Here is a 14,810-nt window from a genome sequence, read left to right as displayed (position 1 = left end):
TACTGGCCTTTTAAGAAACCGTGATGTTCCTAATGGATAGGAGTCAGCTTATGGCTTTAATCCTTTTGAAATCCTTTTATTAAAGGCCTCTCTAAAGTGTCAATCAAATTCTAGAACGACTGGGTTAAGAAGACTTTTAAGCGTATGAATTAATAGCTTCAGCGACTTCGTCCTGTTTCTTTAGATTAAGCTTGATTGCCCGCAAGTTCGGTCAATTGGATTGCTTGTATGTAACCCTATGGGTATATTCAAGCCCCGTCCTTTATTAAAGAAAAAGAATGAAAATCTTCATTCTCCTTATGGAATAAAGATATAAAAAAGGCTGGTTGCTTTAACCAACCTTTTTTATATGAATGATTATTGTTTATATTGAGGTTCCTCGTTTTGGATCTCTTCAATACGAGGCGTGATGCTGTCCACAATCGTTTGTGTTTGTTGGGCAGCTTGTTGGTATAGTTGTTTGGCTTGCTCATTATCTGTGGAAAGGGCGAAGGTTTCAAAGCTCGCTTGAGCACTTTTTAACCCTGCTATAGTTGTTTTTACATCGTTTATTACTGTCATGTATGAACCTCCCTAGTTTGTAACTGCCCTATTAGAGTAAGGAAAAAATGATTATCTATACCTTCCAAATTTCTCTAGGGATTGAATTAATCAAACGTTTGATTAATGGAAAGGGAACAGGCAGAAGTGTAGTTAATATCATTCTCCACCTAATTTGTTACGAAAATTGTTTTTATTGTTTAATTATTGACTGAATTCAGAATCCTTAATATAATTACAGGAAACATAACGTGATTACGTGAGGTGATATGACATTTATATTCGGGACGATTTGTATAGTAGAGTTGTTTTTGAAATTTCAACTGAAGAAGTGTTAAAAGGCTTGCTATTTTATAAAAGCAAACAGGAGTCGGAAATTGAATCGATCAAAGGTAAAATACATAAATATGAGCAAAAACGAAGAGCTGAGGAAGCTTGGTATCAATCCCTATCCCCATTTAAACGTTTTTTTACAGGGCGTGCCCCAAGTCATCACCAGGCCGTTGAGCATTTGGTGAATGTTAAAGATAGATATAAAAAAATTGAGATGATAAAACAGAAGGTTGCTTTTTTAAATCAGGTGATCGGTTTACTCGAAGCTGAAACGGAAAAACGGGAAATGAATTTACCATCAGACATCATTAAAGAAATAATGGACTGGCAGAAAGCGGAGGGAACGCCAAGATGACTCTAGAAACGTTAAACGCTGGATTGGATACGGTTTGGGTGGTTCTGACAGCAGCCATGATTCTATTAATGGAGGGCGGGTTTGCTTTATTGGAGGCGGGGTTCGTCCGTACGAAGAATAATGTGAATATCATCATGAAGGTTTTTGCTGATATTACGATCGGAACGCTTTGCTATTTCGTCGTTGGTTTTGGCTTAATGTATGGAACCGATGTATTTGGAACCATTGGGGCAAGTGGCTTTATGCTGAAAGGTGATTTGTCGCACATCGACCTTACGATTTCCATGGATGCATTTTGGTTATTTCAAGGGGCATTCGTCATCGCCGTTATTTCGATAGTTTCGGGAGCGGTTGCGGAAAGGATTAATTTTCGGGCGTATCTTATTTTTGTCGTAATGATGACGGCATTCATCTATCCGATTGCCGGTCACTGGGTATGGGGTGGTGGCTGGTTAAACGGGTTGGGCATGCAGGACTTCGCAGGGTCTGCGGTCATACATGCACTAGGCGGTTTTTCTGCACTTGCAGCTGCCATTGTAATCGGTCCGAGAGCAGGTAAATTCACTTCTCGGGGGACTAGCTCCATTTCGCTGCCGAGTAATCTTCCACTGGCATCTGTCGGGGCATTCCTTTTATGGTTTGGCTGGTTTGGGTTTAATGCAGGAAGTACCTTGCAGGCTACAGATGTACGCATTGGCCATATTGCCATTGTCACGATGCTCTCAGCAGCATCAGGGGGAGCGGTGACCTTGCTCTATACACTATTTAGATATGGACGCTCGGATGCACCTTCCGTCATCAATGGCTCACTTGCAGGTCTTGTCGGTATTACAGCTGGATGTGCATTCGTTAGTGATCTGGCAGCGTTACTGATTGGAGCAGTTTCTGGAATGTTGATGTTAGCTGCGACAAATTGGTTGGAAGCACGAAAAATCGATGATCCGGTTGGTGCCTTTCCCGTTCATGCGGCATCAGGAATGTGGGGTACGATAGCGGTAGGGCTTTTTTCCACTGAAAACGGATTGTTTGCAGGTGGGGGATGGCATTTGCTCGGAGTTCAAACGTTAGGATTATTGGTGTTATGCGTCTGGGGCTTTTCAGTGACATGGCTCGTTTTTAAAGTCATAAATGTTTGGCTGCCCATAAGATCCACTGAAGAAGAAGAAGAACTTGGGTTGGATATCAGTTATCATGGCATCATGGCCACACATACCTCGCCGGAGTTCATTAAGGTAGAGGACTACTATAAGCAAGATGAAGAATTGACAAGGTAATGTCCATAAAACAATGGTAGAATCAAGTAAGAGGTGAATTTTAAATGGGTGCATGCAATCTTGATCATTCGCAACAAGATGTCAGGCTGAAATTTGAGAGTCAAAAGGCATTTTTACCAACCGAATTGAGTCAAACATTAGATCGATATCTTGAAAAAGGGAATTCGCAAGAAACATTGAATGAACTTTTTCATCTATTGAAGAAGTATGACTTGTCCACCCGGGAGGAACAGGAATCTAGAAACGAAAAGTTGAAACGGATAATGTTGTAAATGATAAAACGGGAGTGCAAGTATGACTCCCGTTGTTTTTTTTATTATGGAATCTTCTGTTAAATGATTTAAGGGATTCCGCGGGAATGTGGCTGACCCTATTTTCTTTTTATTCAGCGCATCAGTAATTGTAACTACTTAATTATTAATCATTTTAAGTAACGCGGACAAGGGTTTAGTGGGGCTTTAAGGATTTAATCAATCGTTTGATTAAATCTCATGTACTGACTAACAGAGCCTTCAATAACATGGAGAAAATAAAAAAGCGGGAGCCATAAGGAGCTCCTGCTTTTTCTTTAAAAACCATCATCTGTTGCGGTGAAGGGGATGTTAAGATTTCGTTCAACGGCACGAAGTCTTTGATTTAGCCGATTCAGCCTATTCGTATGACGTTGATCATTTTGACTCAGTCTGGTTATTTCCTGGTTTACACGGTTCACTTCTCGATTAATCCTTGTAATTTCTTGGTTCAGCCGAGTGAGCTCCCTCGATTGACGCTCGTTTTGACGCTCAAGTTCCCGGACTCTTCTTTCAAGTTGTTGAGGCTGCCTTTCAACATCGAATTGGTCGGGCACCTGGCCATATGGATTTTCTTGTACCTGCTGAAGGTTCCAATCTTGCTGCGGCATGTAATCAAATCGTTCAGGCTGTTGGAAATATGGGTTATAATTAGACTGAAAGTACTGGTGATTTCCATTTTGTTGTGGAAAAGGATAAAATCCGTATGAATTCATGATCAACTCTCCTTTTTTTAATCAGGATGGATACGTTATAACTTATGTAAGTTCCGGTAAAGTGACTAGGCGTTAGCCCATGCGGGTGGAGAGAAGAGTTAATTTACAGAAAAAATTTCAATAAATTTGCAGAAACCATCCGGTTCCTATATCGTTTAGGATAGGAGAAATTCTTTTAATCCATCTTGAAACCAATCCGTGGGATAATCCGTATATATAGAAAAGAGTGTAAGTCAGGAGTGTAATGATTATGAATCGATTTCTTGCTGATTTTGTTCCGATATTGATTGCATTTCCAATGGTTTTGCCGGTTTGGATGATTAGCTATTTTGCATTGAATCAACCGTTTGCCCTATCCGTTGTCATATCTTTAGCAGGAGGGGTGCTTGCATACTGTCTAAGTTCCGTATATTTTTCATCAAGATACCTCAAAAAACATGAATTGACGAGAAAAGAATATCAATATATAAAGAAAAATTTAATTGAAGCAAAATCGAAGATATGGCGCGTTCAAAAAGCACTAATCTCTGTCAGGCATATCTCTTCTTTTAAACAGAGGAAGGATATGATTAAAATGATCAGGAAAATATATAGTCTGACAAAAAAAGAACCGAAGCGGTTTTACCAAGCGGAACAATTTTATTACTCCCATCTGGATTCCGCCATGGAGCTTGCGGAGAAGTATGTTTTTTTAGCACAGCAGCCAAAAAAGAATAGGGAACTCGAACTTTCCTTAACAGAGACTCGCAAAACTTTAAAGGAACTCACTAATACGATAGAAAAGGATTTATATAAAGTGATTGCCGATGATATCGATAACCTTAACTTTGAATTGGATGTTGCTAAGCAATCCATTAAAACTAGAAAAGAGTCACAAGTAATAGATGAAAGCAGGAGGTTAAAATGAATAACAATGATCCAAACCTGTTGAATAAAACGAATAATGCCAGTTTGATCGATGATCTTTTAGCCAATCCATTTGATGGTGTGCAGGAGCTGGAGAAAGTATCTTCCCAGGAAGCGAAACCGGTTAAACTGATTGATGTCATTCCTGAAGAGAACAGGGCAAAGGCATATCAGCTTGCCGAACAAATCGACCCAACGAATCATCAAGCGATGATATCATATGGTACACCTGCCCAATCAAAGCTCCTGACCTTTTCTAATTCCATGCTTGAGCATGTCCAGAAAAAAGATGTGGGTGAAGTGGGCAACATTATCAGTGATTTAATGAAAAAGTTAAACGAGCTGAGCCCGGATGAGCTAAAACCGGATAAGCCCTCTTTCTTTGCGCGTATGTTCGGGAAGCTATCGGGATCTGTACAGGAAGTGCTATCCAAATATCAAAAAACTGGTGCCCAAATTGATCGAATCAGTGTGAAACTCGACCGGAGCAAGAATATCCTCCTATCGGATATCGTAATCCTTGAAAAGCTATATGAAACGAATAAGGATTACTTCCAGGCATTGAATGTCTATATTGCAGCCGGGGAAATTAAACTCGAAGAAATCCATGGGAAAACGATTCCGGAGCTAAGGAAGTCCGCTGAATCAAGCAATGATCAAATGAAGTTTCAAGAAGTCAATGATATGCTGCAATTTGCTGAAAGGTTGGATAAAAGGCTTCATGATTTGAAATTGAGTCGCGAAATCACGATTCAAAGCGCTCCGCAAATCAGGCTGATCCAAAACACGAATCAGGCGCTAGTCGAGAAAATACAATCTTCAATCATGACAGCCATCCCCCTTTGGAAAAATCAGGTTGCGATTGCATTGACCTTAATCAGGCAAAGGCATGCTGTAGAAGCACAAAAGCAAGTTTCCAAGACTACAAATGACTTGTTATTGAAGAACTCTGAGATGTTGAAAACGAATACCATTGAAACGGCAAAAGAAAATGAGCGCGGACTTGTCGATATCGAAACATTAAAGAATACCCAAGCTAACTTGATTTCCACGCTTGAGGAAACCATGAGGATCCAAGAAGAAGGAAGGCATAAACGCCGACAAGCCGAACAGGAATTGGCTTCAATGGAAAATGAACTGAAACAGAAACTATTAGAGATAAAGGGATAAGGGGAGATAACATGGAAACTATCGAGGCTATAAAAACAAGAAGAAGCATTGGAATCGTTAAGCAAGATCCGGTACCTAAGGAAATGATCGAGCAAATCATTGAAGCTGGAACGTATGCACCTAATCACCATCGAACGGAGCCTTGGCGCTTTTTTGTATTGACAGGAGAAGGAAGAAATAAACTTGGAGAGGTGTTCGAAGAAATCACAAGAATTGAAAATGCTGATGATACCCCTGAAAGTTTAATCAGCAAGCTCGAAAGGCAAAAAAAGAATCCTTTAAGGGCTCCAGTCATCATCGCAGTGGGCATAGAGCCTAGTGATAAGAATAATGTCCTCGTGACAGAAGAATATGCGGCGGTGAACAGTGCTATTCAAAACATGCTTCTTGCAGCACATTCCCTAGGTCTGGGAGCAGTATGGAGAACGGGAAAAATAACTTATCATGAAAAGGTCCGTGAATTTTTCAATTTATCCTCAAAAGGAGAAGTATTGGCTTTCATATACTTGGGTTATCCTGATATGGAGCCAAAACCTGCTAAGAAAACACCGATTGATGAATTGACCACTTGGATCGGATGAAGGGTTGAGGGGAAGCTGCATCAGTGTAAACACGCTGATGCGGCTTTTTTTTGCCTTCAATAAGGCTTCCTTAAATCTGATTTTAATGAAAGGGATTTGGATTTGTCAGGCTTCGTTTCAAGTGACGATTGATGAATTAGATTGTACAATACATAGGAAGAATAAATTTTGATGAATTAGGATGTGTCTATAGATGAGAACGATTGAACCATTTGAGATACTTGATGGAAAAGCGATAAAATATTTGGATGTTTTTGGCGTGGAGGATGGAATTGCTTTAAAGAGTAAGTATGAAGATAAAACGTATTGGATATATGATTATTATTGCATGCACCAGACTTGTGATTGCCAGGAAGTATACCTTGAATTCGTTGAGGAGCTTAAAGGCAATAAACAGGCAGGACAGCATTTTGGAGTGAGGGTTTCTTTCGGGGATAATCAATTTGTCCTGGAGGATTATAATATTTCCAAGCAAAAGGCGATGGATATTGCGGAAGATACGTTAAAATACAGCAAAGATGTAATAGAGTTATTTAAACAGCGGTATCAGCAAATGAAGGAAAAAGGCACGCAAATCATCATGGAAAGTGCAAAGGCAGCTAAAATGCCGCATGTTCATACAGAACCGGTCATTGGCAGAAACGAAACATGTCCATGCGGAAGCGGGAAAAAATATAAAAAATGCTGCGGCGCAGCTTAACATCTCATGGAAGCTGACTCGATTCGGGGTCGCTTCTTTTTTTGGGGGGGGAAATTGAGTAGTGAATAAAAAAATATGGCATTTAACGAACGTTTGTTCTATAATAGGAGTACCAGATAATAACACAAAAAGAAATAAAAAGTAGTTATTTAGACGGAATTTTCCAAAAACTTCTTTTTTATTTTCATAAATCTGGTATATATAAGAGAGAAGAGTTTTTTGATCTCATCTCTTTCAACGGTAGACGGCAACCAGACGGGATGAATATCCCCACACTGATGGCAGTTTAACTTATTGAACGAAGGAAGGGGTAATCAAATGACAAGAGAAAAAAGATTAATACCTTACAAAGTTCTCGAAGTAATGGAAACGGTGAAAGAGAAGATTCCTGAGGGTGTCGAGCTTGTGAAAGCCCCGGCAATTTGGGAGAAAAGCAATTATGGTGAGGGCGTGGTAGTTGCCGTCATCGATACAGGCATTGACAAGGGACATCCAGACCTCAAAGAAAGAATCATTGGTGGGAAGGATTTTACCAATACCGGGGATTATCAAGATGATAACGGACATGGGACACATGTTAGCGGTACGATTGTGGCTGCCGTCAATAATGCCGGTGTAGTGGGAGTGGCTCCGAAAGCGAGCATATTAGCGTTAAAGGCCCTAAATGGTCAAGGGCAAGGGGAGATAGATTGGATTAATGGAGCGCTAGAGTATGCAATCAATTGGCGGGGACCTAATGAAGAAAAGGTTTCGGTTATTTCACTTTCACTTGGCGGTCCTCCGGATGAGGCTGAACACAAACTCATTCAAAAAGCCCTTCAGAACGATATCCTTGTTGTTTGCGCAGCTGGAAATAGTGGTGATGGGCGTCATGAAACGGATGAATTGGATTATCCAGGAGCATATCCCGAGGTAGTGGAAGTCGGAGCTGTGGATTTAAGCAGAAATTTAGCGGATTTTTCGAATACAAATGATGAAATTGACTTGGTGGCGCCAGGTGTCGATATTCTTTCTACGTATCCAGGAAATAAATATGCCAGGTTGAGCGGAACGTCAATGGCTACGCCTCATGTAAGCGGTGCAGCAGCCCTCTTGAAAGTGATTGCTGAAAAGGAATTTGACCGCAATTTAACTGAAGCGGAATTATATGCACAGCTGGTGAAAAGTACGGAAGATCTGGGGATAAGCAAAAAAGCACAGGGAAATGGATTGCTTAACTTAACGATAGCGGATCAAAGAGCTGAAAAATCGATTAAGATTACCATAGAATCAGAAAACCTTAAGTTACCGAGTAAATCGGTGGTTATGGAATATTAGAAGAGAAAAAAGGTGCCTCAAGAATTTTTGGGGCACCTTCCATAATGATTATTTTTTACTTTTCCTTAGAGCTGCAAAAAGCGCTACAATGGACAGAATTAGTGAAATGACAGCCAGAGTGATGATCAGCGTTTGATTGCCATCACCTTCTTTCGTTGCTGAATCCTTTGAATTGTCAGTTGCCGTGGAATCATTAGTTTCAGCCTTATCTTTGTGACCATGGTCCGCTGGTGCTGCATCAGCTTTGGGCGCAACCGTAATCTCCGTTACAGAATGCGGTAGGTCTGAGCCTTCATCACCGCTCCATTCAACAATTTCACCATCTTCGTAATATTGAAATGCATCCCAGGCAACTTTCGTTTCTTCTTTAGGATTTTGTGCTATGAAAGAGAATTGCTGGAATTGTCCAGAAGCTATTCCTTCATCGGTTGCTGCCCAAGTTACCGTTTTTACATGCCCATCTTTGTCACCTTCTGTTGTTACTTTCCACCCCGGTACAGGCTGATAGCTTTCAAAAGTTACCCCTTCAGGTACTTTTAAAGTCACCTTTGTAGTGGCAGTTTCTTTCTCTACTGGTACTTTGAGTGTATAAGTTTCCCACGCCTCAGGTGCAGATGAACTAGGCTTGACTGTAACGTGAGCATATGCTGAACCGGAAAAAATGAATAATGCAGCAAATGTGAAAATAAGTAGTTTTGAAATATTTTTCATTAGTATAAACCTCCTGTTATGAATTCCCTATGAAAATGATAAAATCAGCATTAATTGAATCCAGGCTTTCAGTTAATCCGTGAACATGGATATTCCACTTTCCTGGCATGGTTAATAATGACTTTGATGTAAATGTACCTGTGTTTTTCTCCTTCATTTGCAGTTTTATTTCACCGCGTGGCGTATCTAACGGCTGCATAGTGATTGTAAGCTGCTCTATTTCAGCAATGGGCTTGCCTTCATTGGAGAGATTTACTTGAATCACGTTATCCCCGACTTTATTGGGAGTCACCATTAATGTAACCTCATTATTTTCTTTAGTCCGTAACGTCTTTTCAATGGGCCCGGGAGAAGACATGGCAGTTTGGACATTTGTCAATAGAGCTGCAATGAGAAGTATGACGATCCCTAAACCAAACTCCATTCCCACACTATAACCAAGTTTTTTCGTTTGCTTTTTCCCTTTGAGAAAATGAAAGCCTCCTAAAACAATCATGACTAACATGAGACTGATTTTAGCCAGTAACAATTGTCCATATGTTGTGTTGAACAATGAATGGATAGTTGGAACATGCTGTAAACTGCTATATATCCCGCTAACAATCAGTATGATTACAAACAGAAATGCCCATCTGGAAAACCTTTGAATGATTGACCAGTAAAATGTTTTCTTATCTTCTTGGACTGCCTGCCGATCAGCAAGCCCAGGTAAAATAACCAATAAGGCCATAAGGCCGCCGAGCCATAAAGCCATGGACAACAAATGAAGGAAATCCATCAAAACGGCCAGAACCTGATTAGGAACAGCTGCTGTATGTCCAGTTAAAGCCTTACAAATCATTAAGCTGGCTATTATGATGAAAGAAAAGAAAGGCAATGATTTATTCAGGGAGTTCTCGAGCATGAAATAAATCACTAAAAATAGAAGCAGCAATATTAGAACTTCTATGATCCAGACCGTTCCAAAGTTTGTAGCATTCAATACTTCTTTTATATAACTCAATTTAAATGCATCTGCCCAACCCACGCCAGCGTCAATCGTAACTTTTAAAGGCAGATTTAAGATGATGGAAAATGCTAAACCTGCATATGAAAGCCAAAGGTATAGACGTGTTCTTCTGCTTGCTTCAAAAAGTCGAGAATCCTTCATTAACGATAATCTGAAAAATAGGATTCCAGTAAGTGCAGCGAAGCATATGTATTGAAGACTTTGAAGGATAACATTGATGGAAGTCGGAAAACTTGCATTCACTTCGGGATTTTCTTGGTCTGAAAGGCCCGCTGAATCTCCCAATTGAAAGGGAATTGTTCCTTCAATGGGATGTCCATCACTTGAAACCACTCTCCATTTAATGTAATAAATCCCTTCGTCGATAGTGCCCTTCCACTTAGCTTCCAGTATTTTTTCACTTTGTTCCGAGATTGTACTGTCTTGAATTTGAATTTTGTCCCCATCATGGCTGAATACTTCAAGCGAGTGGAAAGATGGTTGAATATTCTCGCTGAATTGAATGCTGATCTTTTCAGGAAGAGTATCCATCGCTTCATTCGGGCTAGGATTAGAGCTTATTACCGTAGCATGACCAAAAGCCATTGCCGGGTATAAAAGCAAACTGAATAGGCTGACTACCAGCCATAAATATTTTTTCATCTTGGTGTGCCATCACCCTTTCATCAGATCATGTAAGCTCATTATAAAAGGAAAATGTGAAAAAACAGTGAAAATAAATTAGTTATCTAAAGGCAGTTTGAAAGGTTCGCTAGAAAAGTATAACAATATGTTTAGATTTACCTTCCTTCCTCCATTATAGCCATAAATATTGGTTTGGAATTCCGCTTTGCAAAACATTAATAGGCATCCTGTTGGTATAAACCCCATTAAGAAATAATTAAGGTTCTTTTGATAACCTGACCCTATCATGTTTGCAGGAATTATAGGAGGGAAAGGCTTTGCTAAAGAAGGGATTAAAAGAAAAAAGTGTGAAGGTGATCTTGGTTGGTTCCCTTGTGGGGATGGGAACATCCACTTATATGCCCGTGGCAGGGGCTGCGGAAGGCACTTCCGTCATTCAAAAAGAGGAACAAACGGTAAATAGTCTTTCAAGGCTAGAAATAGAGGGTATAGCACTGGATCAAAAATTTTCAGAAAATGTACACGACTATAGTTCGGCAGTGGGGAATGATGTGGAAAAGATCAACTTACTTGCAGCAAGTCCTAACGAGAATGCAGCTATATACGTGAATGGTGTCAAAATGACAGAGGGAAAGGTGAAGGACTTACCGCTTCAAACTGGCATGAATATATTTGAAATCACCGTCAGCGATGGACAAAATGAAACGGTTGCCTATACTCTCAAGGTCGAAAAAATTGAAAGTGATGATAACCTTTTAACATCGATTGGATTATCAAAAGGCTCATTAACATTCGATTCTAAAGTGACAGCTTATAATGCTTCTGTTGAAAATGAAGTCCAGTCCATTACAGTAACTCCGACATTGAGTGACAGCACCGCAATTGTAAAGGTGAATGGAAAGGATGCAACCGGTGCAGGTGTAAAGATTACCCTTCCAATCGGTAAGACAACAGTGAAGATTATCGTTACAGCAGAAAATGGAGATGAAAAAACATATACGCTTACGATTACACGGGCGGCAGCCATGGAAAAAGAAGAATCGAATACTGCACCTAAAGAGGGTGAAGTTCAACAGGAGCCATCAACAGGAACGAGTAAAACTCAACCTTCCACCGATAAGGGGAATAAATCATTTGTAACATCAACGGAATCCACCAATAATCTAAACCCAAGCAGTGGTGTCAGCCAAGTACCGAAAGCGCAGCAACTTGAAAGCATTTCAACATAAAAGGCGAAAACGGATTCTATAGAGAAGGTAACGTCAGTGGATTCCTTAGGAGATGAGGGCAATAATGCACCAGTGTTGAACAATCTGACTGTATCATCAGGAGTATGGAACAAATCTTTTGAATCTAATGAGCATACCTATCATATCGAGGTCGATAATGATATTTCTTCAGTCGAAATGAATGCAACGACAAATGCCAGCGGAGCAACGATTGAATATGACGGTGAGATCAGTAAAGAAGTGAAGATCAAGGATAAAGCGAAAACGGCCATTTCCGTTACCGTTTCAAAGGATGGGGAGCGCCGTACATACGTCCTTGTTTTCGAAAAGAATATGGATGTGGAAATGGATGAGGAAGAAACCGTGGATGATGTCAAAACAAAAGAGGTGGAAGTTGAGGCAACGCAAATGAGTACAGCCGGCAAGTCGGGGAGCGATGCATCCAATAATACTGGAGGCCAGATTAATCGCAAACATCCTGTTGAGACCGGGTCATTCTTTGGGAATATAAAGGATTTCTTCACATCCCTGATTAAATAGGGATGGGTCTGAATCCTGTAAAAAAAGGACAAGGTTTAGGCTTGTCCTCGGATTTATATTTTTATGGGTAAAATGATTTGGACCTCGGTTCCTTGGTTTAGTTCGCTGTTAAAGCGGACCTTTCCCCGATGCGCCTCGATGATTCGGCAACTGACTGTCAGTCCTAATCCGGTTCCTTTTTCTTTAGAAGAATAGAAAGGCTCGCCAAGATGCCTTATCCGGTTTTTTTCAATTCCGCTTCCATTATCTTTGATGGTAATGGAAAGGTTATTGTCGATGCGTTCGAAATCAATCCAAATGTGATCGGCTGATGCCTCCATTGAATTCTTGAGCATATTTATGAATACTTGTTTTAATTGGTTTCCCTCACATAATAGAAGCGGTATTTCGTTTTTAACAGTTATTGATATTTGGGTGGGGTACGAGTCCGCCTCTGGTTTCAACAAGGTTTTGACATCATTCATCAGGTCGATGATTTGATGTTTGCTGAATGGAAGTTCCTGTGGTTTAGCCAGAACGAGTAACTCGCTTACAATAAGATTGATCCGGTCCAATTCACTTAACATGATCGTGTAGTATTGTTCATAGGGATGGTCGCTCTTTTTAAGCAGCTGGACGAAACCTTTTAAAGAAGTCAGAGGGTTTCGTACCTCGTGGGCCACACTTGCGGCAAGTTCGCCGACTATCGATAATTTTTCAGTTCTTCTTAAGCGTGCTTCGGTTTCCCGAATTTGAGTGACTTCTTTAGCATAAGTAATGATTCCGACTAAATCCTCTCCAACCATCATCGGGACAAACGAACAAGAAAGTAAGATGGACTTCCCATACTTCGTCAGGAATTCTATATCTTTCCCTTTTTTTATCCCCTTTTGGTTTTCCATGACATATTGGCAAGATGTACGGATCAATTCCGCGTCTTCTGCTGAGAAGTTCAAATTAATGAATGAGGCTCCATGTATTTCTTCCTGTTGAAAGCCTGTTACCGTTTCAAACCTTGGATTTACGGTCGTGATCATTCCGTTTAAATCAAGCATCAGCATCGGATAAGGGTTGTGTTCAAACAATGATTTATAGCGTTGTTCACTATCGAATAATTGATTCTCCGCGACTACTCTTTCAGAAATATCCCTGCCGATGACGACTAAGCCTTTTCGTGAACCATCCTCATTGAACAGGGGAACTTTGATCGTATCAAAGGTCTTGTGATTTCCATCGGGAAGAGGGACGATTTCCTCACACCTTGTGATTTCCCCTTTTACCCACGTTTCTTCATCGGAAACCTCACAGTAGATCAACGACTCTTTATAAAATTCGGAGTATTCTGCGAGCTCACTGTCTCTTTTTCCCTTGTAGTCTACATGCTCCAATTGGAATAATTGCAACCCGAAGGTATTGGATTCAAGCCATCGGCCATCACCATCCTTGAAGTTAACGAAATCCACCATTGAATTGATGAGTGTACGCCGACGTTGTTCCGCTTCTTTTAATTGTTTGAATTCTTCCTTTTTAGCCAAATAAAGATATAAAACCAAGCCTATTGATAAAAGGAAAACAAATCCTTCCGCTCTTTGAAGTTGAATGAAGACCTCTTTGTTTTGGATATTTGTAGTTAAAAAATAGTCGAACACGACTAGTGTAAGAATTCCGGATAGGATATATATTGCAAAGATGGAGCGTTTGGACATGGAGATTCTCCCTGATTTTAAGACTTTTCTAAGGTAAAATTACATACACATTTTAACAAACTATCGGAAAAAAATATATGCAGAATCCTAAATAAAAAAACAGGGACCAATGTGGTCACCTGTTTTTTCTAAAGAAGGTCAGTTTCTTTTTCTTTTTTGCACGCTTATAGATAATGAAAAATAGTAAGAAGAAGAGTGCGAGTGCTGCTAGCGTATATTGGTTCATTTCAACAGATAGCAGTCCATATGGAATGAGCGAAAGGAAGAAAAAGTATATAAGGTTGCCAAGTGAAGTCGCTAATAAAAAATCCTTGAAAGTGACGGTGCTGACTCCAGCTACCAAGTTAATTAAGCTTGTTGGGATCAGAGGGAAAATCCTGCCTGTAAAAACGTACATGAAGCCATGTTCCACAACAGATTCTTGCCACTTTTCGCCAATCTTCTTTAAGAGAAGCTCCTGAAACCAGTTTCTTGCTGCATAAAAAATGAAACCTGAGGCAACAACGCTTGTAAACCAACTCCATAGATATCCATATATGAATCCGAATATCGTGACATTGATAGTCAGGAGCAAAATTAAGGGAATGATTGTAAAAGAATTTTGTACAAACATTAATACGAATGTCACAATAAATGTAAGCAAAAGGTTTTCCTTCAAAATGCCAATGACAGAATCCAAATCACTTTTCCAAACCAAAGTGAATAACTCTGCATTAGAAAAAATAAATATTGCAATTACCAATAGACCGATTATGGTCAGGACTTTTTTCAAAGGGCCACCACCATTCTTACTAGTAGTTTATCATTTTCGAGTTCATTGGTGAAAAAAA

Annotated in this window: 16 protein-coding genes; 10 read left to right on the top strand and 6 right to left on the bottom strand. The window is 40.0% G+C overall.

The genetic code is table 11. The features are described 5' to 3' along the window. Positions 1 to 357 precede the first annotated feature (357 nt). Positions 358 to 561 carry a DUF1657 domain-containing protein gene (locus J7J00_RS04995; protein WP_057278507.1) on the bottom strand — a complete coding sequence of 68 codons (204 nt, stop codon included), beginning with the start codon at positions 559 to 561 and terminating at the stop codon, positions 358 to 360. A gap of 271 nt (positions 562 to 832) precedes the next feature. Between J7J00_RS04995 and J7J00_RS04990 the strand changes: the two genes are divergently transcribed. From J7J00_RS04990 to J7J00_RS04980, 3 genes are read left to right on the top strand one after another with little or no spacing between them, the layout of a single operon-like run. Beyond that, positions 833 to 1,228, top strand: a complete 396-nt coding sequence (locus J7J00_RS04990) for a hypothetical protein (RefSeq protein WP_098370383.1) — start codon at positions 833 to 835, stop codon at positions 1,226 to 1,228. Continuing rightward, on the top strand, positions 1,225 to 2,502 hold the full coding sequence (locus J7J00_RS04985; RefSeq protein ID WP_214788140.1) for an ammonium transporter: 1,278 nt from the start codon (positions 1,225 to 1,227) through the stop codon (positions 2,500 to 2,502). Before J7J00_RS04990 ends, J7J00_RS04985 begins: the two co-directional genes overlap by 4 nt. A 44-nt stretch (positions 2,503 to 2,546) precedes the next feature. After that, entirely contained in the window at positions 2,547 to 2,774 is a 228-nt protein-coding gene (locus J7J00_RS04980) for a group-specific protein (RefSeq protein ID WP_214788137.1), read from the top strand. A gap of 296 nt (positions 2,775 to 3,070) precedes the next feature. Here J7J00_RS04980 and J7J00_RS04975 read toward each other — a convergent pair whose 3' ends face one another. Further along, positions 3,071 to 3,403, bottom strand: coding sequence for a coiled-coil domain-containing protein (locus tag J7J00_RS04975; RefSeq protein WP_214788295.1), 333 nt, complete (start codon positions 3,401 to 3,403; stop codon positions 3,071 to 3,073). 355 nt (positions 3,404 to 3,758) lie between these two features. On the opposite strand from J7J00_RS04975, the gene J7J00_RS04970 reads away from it, so the two are divergent. The 5 genes from J7J00_RS04970 (at position 3,759) to J7J00_RS04950 (ending at position 8,182) form a co-directional block, all read left to right on the top strand. After that, positions 3,759 to 4,415: a 5-bromo-4-chloroindolyl phosphate hydrolysis family protein gene (locus tag J7J00_RS04970; protein ID WP_214788135.1), complete on the top strand. Its 657-nt coding sequence runs from the start codon at positions 3,759 to 3,761 to the stop codon at positions 4,413 to 4,415. After that, a complete protein-coding gene (locus J7J00_RS04965) occupies positions 4,412 to 5,584 on the top strand; it encodes a toxic anion resistance protein (protein ID WP_214788132.1) in 1,173 nt (390 codons plus the stop codon). Before J7J00_RS04970 ends, J7J00_RS04965 begins: the two co-directional genes overlap by 4 nt. 11 nt (positions 5,585 to 5,595) lie before the next feature. Continuing rightward, the gene (locus tag J7J00_RS04960; protein ID WP_214788129.1) at positions 5,596 to 6,165 is read left to right on the top strand and encodes a nitroreductase family protein; all 570 of its coding nucleotides are present in this window, start codon (positions 5,596 to 5,598) and stop codon (positions 6,163 to 6,165) included. A 193-nt stretch (positions 6,166 to 6,358) separates the two neighbouring features. Beyond that, positions 6,359 to 6,865 (top strand): SEC-C metal-binding domain-containing protein, encoded by a 507-nt coding sequence (locus J7J00_RS04955; protein WP_214788126.1) that lies wholly within the window; start codon positions 6,359 to 6,361, stop codon positions 6,863 to 6,865. A gap of 318 nt (positions 6,866 to 7,183) precedes the next feature. Next, complete coding sequence (locus J7J00_RS04950) at positions 7,184 to 8,182, top strand: S8 family peptidase (protein WP_214788109.1); 999 nt, start codon at positions 7,184 to 7,186, stop codon at positions 8,180 to 8,182. A 48-nt stretch (positions 8,183 to 8,230) separates the two neighbouring features. Here J7J00_RS04950 and J7J00_RS04945 read toward each other — a convergent pair whose 3' ends face one another. Together J7J00_RS04945 and J7J00_RS04940 are read right to left on the bottom strand one after the other, a co-directional pair. Beyond that, positions 8,231 to 8,893, bottom strand: coding sequence for a YcnI family copper-binding membrane protein (locus tag J7J00_RS04945; protein ID WP_214788106.1), 663 nt, complete (start codon positions 8,891 to 8,893; stop codon positions 8,231 to 8,233). A gap of 16 nt (positions 8,894 to 8,909) precedes the next feature. Next, a complete protein-coding gene (locus J7J00_RS04940) occupies positions 8,910 to 10,544 on the bottom strand; it encodes a copper resistance CopC/CopD family protein (protein ID WP_214788103.1) in 1,635 nt (544 codons plus the stop codon). A gap of 299 nt (positions 10,545 to 10,843) precedes the next feature. Here J7J00_RS04940 and J7J00_RS04935 point away from each other — a divergent pair, with 299 nt between their 5' ends. Continuing rightward, entirely contained in the window at positions 10,844 to 11,755 is a 912-nt protein-coding gene (locus tag J7J00_RS04935; protein ID WP_214788100.1) for a cadherin-like beta sandwich domain-containing protein, read from the top strand. Positions 11,756 to 11,791: 36 nt separating this feature from the next. Beyond that, a complete protein-coding gene (locus J7J00_RS04930; protein WP_214788096.1) occupies positions 11,792 to 12,295 on the top strand; it encodes a cadherin-like beta sandwich domain-containing protein in 504 nt (167 codons plus the stop codon). Positions 12,296 to 12,348: 53 nt separating this feature from the next. Here the strand turns inward: J7J00_RS04930 and J7J00_RS04925 are convergent, their stop codons facing one another. Then, positions 12,349 to 13,980, bottom strand: a complete 1,632-nt coding sequence (locus J7J00_RS04925) for a PAS domain-containing sensor histidine kinase (protein ID WP_214788093.1) — start codon at positions 13,978 to 13,980, stop codon at positions 12,349 to 12,351. 115 nt (positions 13,981 to 14,095) lie between these two features. Beyond that, the gene (locus J7J00_RS04920; protein ID WP_214788090.1) at positions 14,096 to 14,752 is read right to left on the bottom strand and encodes a TVP38/TMEM64 family protein; all 657 of its coding nucleotides are present in this window, start codon (positions 14,750 to 14,752) and stop codon (positions 14,096 to 14,098) included. Positions 14,753 to 14,810: the final 58 nt, after the last annotated feature.

The sequence above is a fragment of the Bacillus sp. ISL-4 genome (assembly GCF_018613275.1).
GTDB lineage: Bacteria > Bacillota > Bacilli > Bacillales > DSM-1321 > Peribacillus > Peribacillus simplex_E.
This window is presented reverse-complemented; position numbering and strand designations above follow the sequence as displayed.

Coding starts and splice junctions, on each gene's coding strand:
- J7J00_RS04995 (WP_057278507.1), bottom strand. CDS start 561: ATGACAGTAATAAACGATGTAAAAACAACTATAGCAGGGTTAAAAAGT.
- J7J00_RS04985 (WP_214788140.1), top strand. CDS start 1,225: ATGACTCTAGAAACGTTAAACGCTGGATTGGATACGGTTTGGGTGGTT.
- J7J00_RS04980 (WP_214788137.1), top strand. CDS start 2,547: ATGGGTGCATGCAATCTTGATCATTCGCAACAAGATGTCAGGCTGAAA.
- J7J00_RS04975 (WP_214788295.1), bottom strand. CDS start 3,403: ATGCCGCAGCAAGATTGGAACCTTCAGCAGGTACAAGAAAATCCATAT.
- J7J00_RS04970 (WP_214788135.1), top strand. CDS start 3,759: ATGAATCGATTTCTTGCTGATTTTGTTCCGATATTGATTGCATTTCCA.
- J7J00_RS04965 (WP_214788132.1), top strand. CDS start 4,412: ATGAATAACAATGATCCAAACCTGTTGAATAAAACGAATAATGCCAGT.
- J7J00_RS04960 (WP_214788129.1), top strand. CDS start 5,596: ATGGAAACTATCGAGGCTATAAAAACAAGAAGAAGCATTGGAATCGTT.
- J7J00_RS04955 (WP_214788126.1), top strand. CDS start 6,359: ATGAGAACGATTGAACCATTTGAGATACTTGATGGAAAAGCGATAAAA.
- J7J00_RS04950 (WP_214788109.1), top strand. CDS start 7,184: ATGACAAGAGAAAAAAGATTAATACCTTACAAAGTTCTCGAAGTAATG.
- J7J00_RS04945 (WP_214788106.1), bottom strand. CDS start 8,893: ATGAAAAATATTTCAAAACTACTTATTTTCACATTTGCTGCATTATTC.
- J7J00_RS04940 (WP_214788103.1), bottom strand. CDS start 10,544: ATGAAAAAATATTTATGGCTGGTAGTCAGCCTATTCAGTTTGCTTTTA.
- J7J00_RS04925 (WP_214788093.1), bottom strand. CDS start 13,980: ATGTCCAAACGCTCCATCTTTGCAATATATATCCTATCCGGAATTCTT.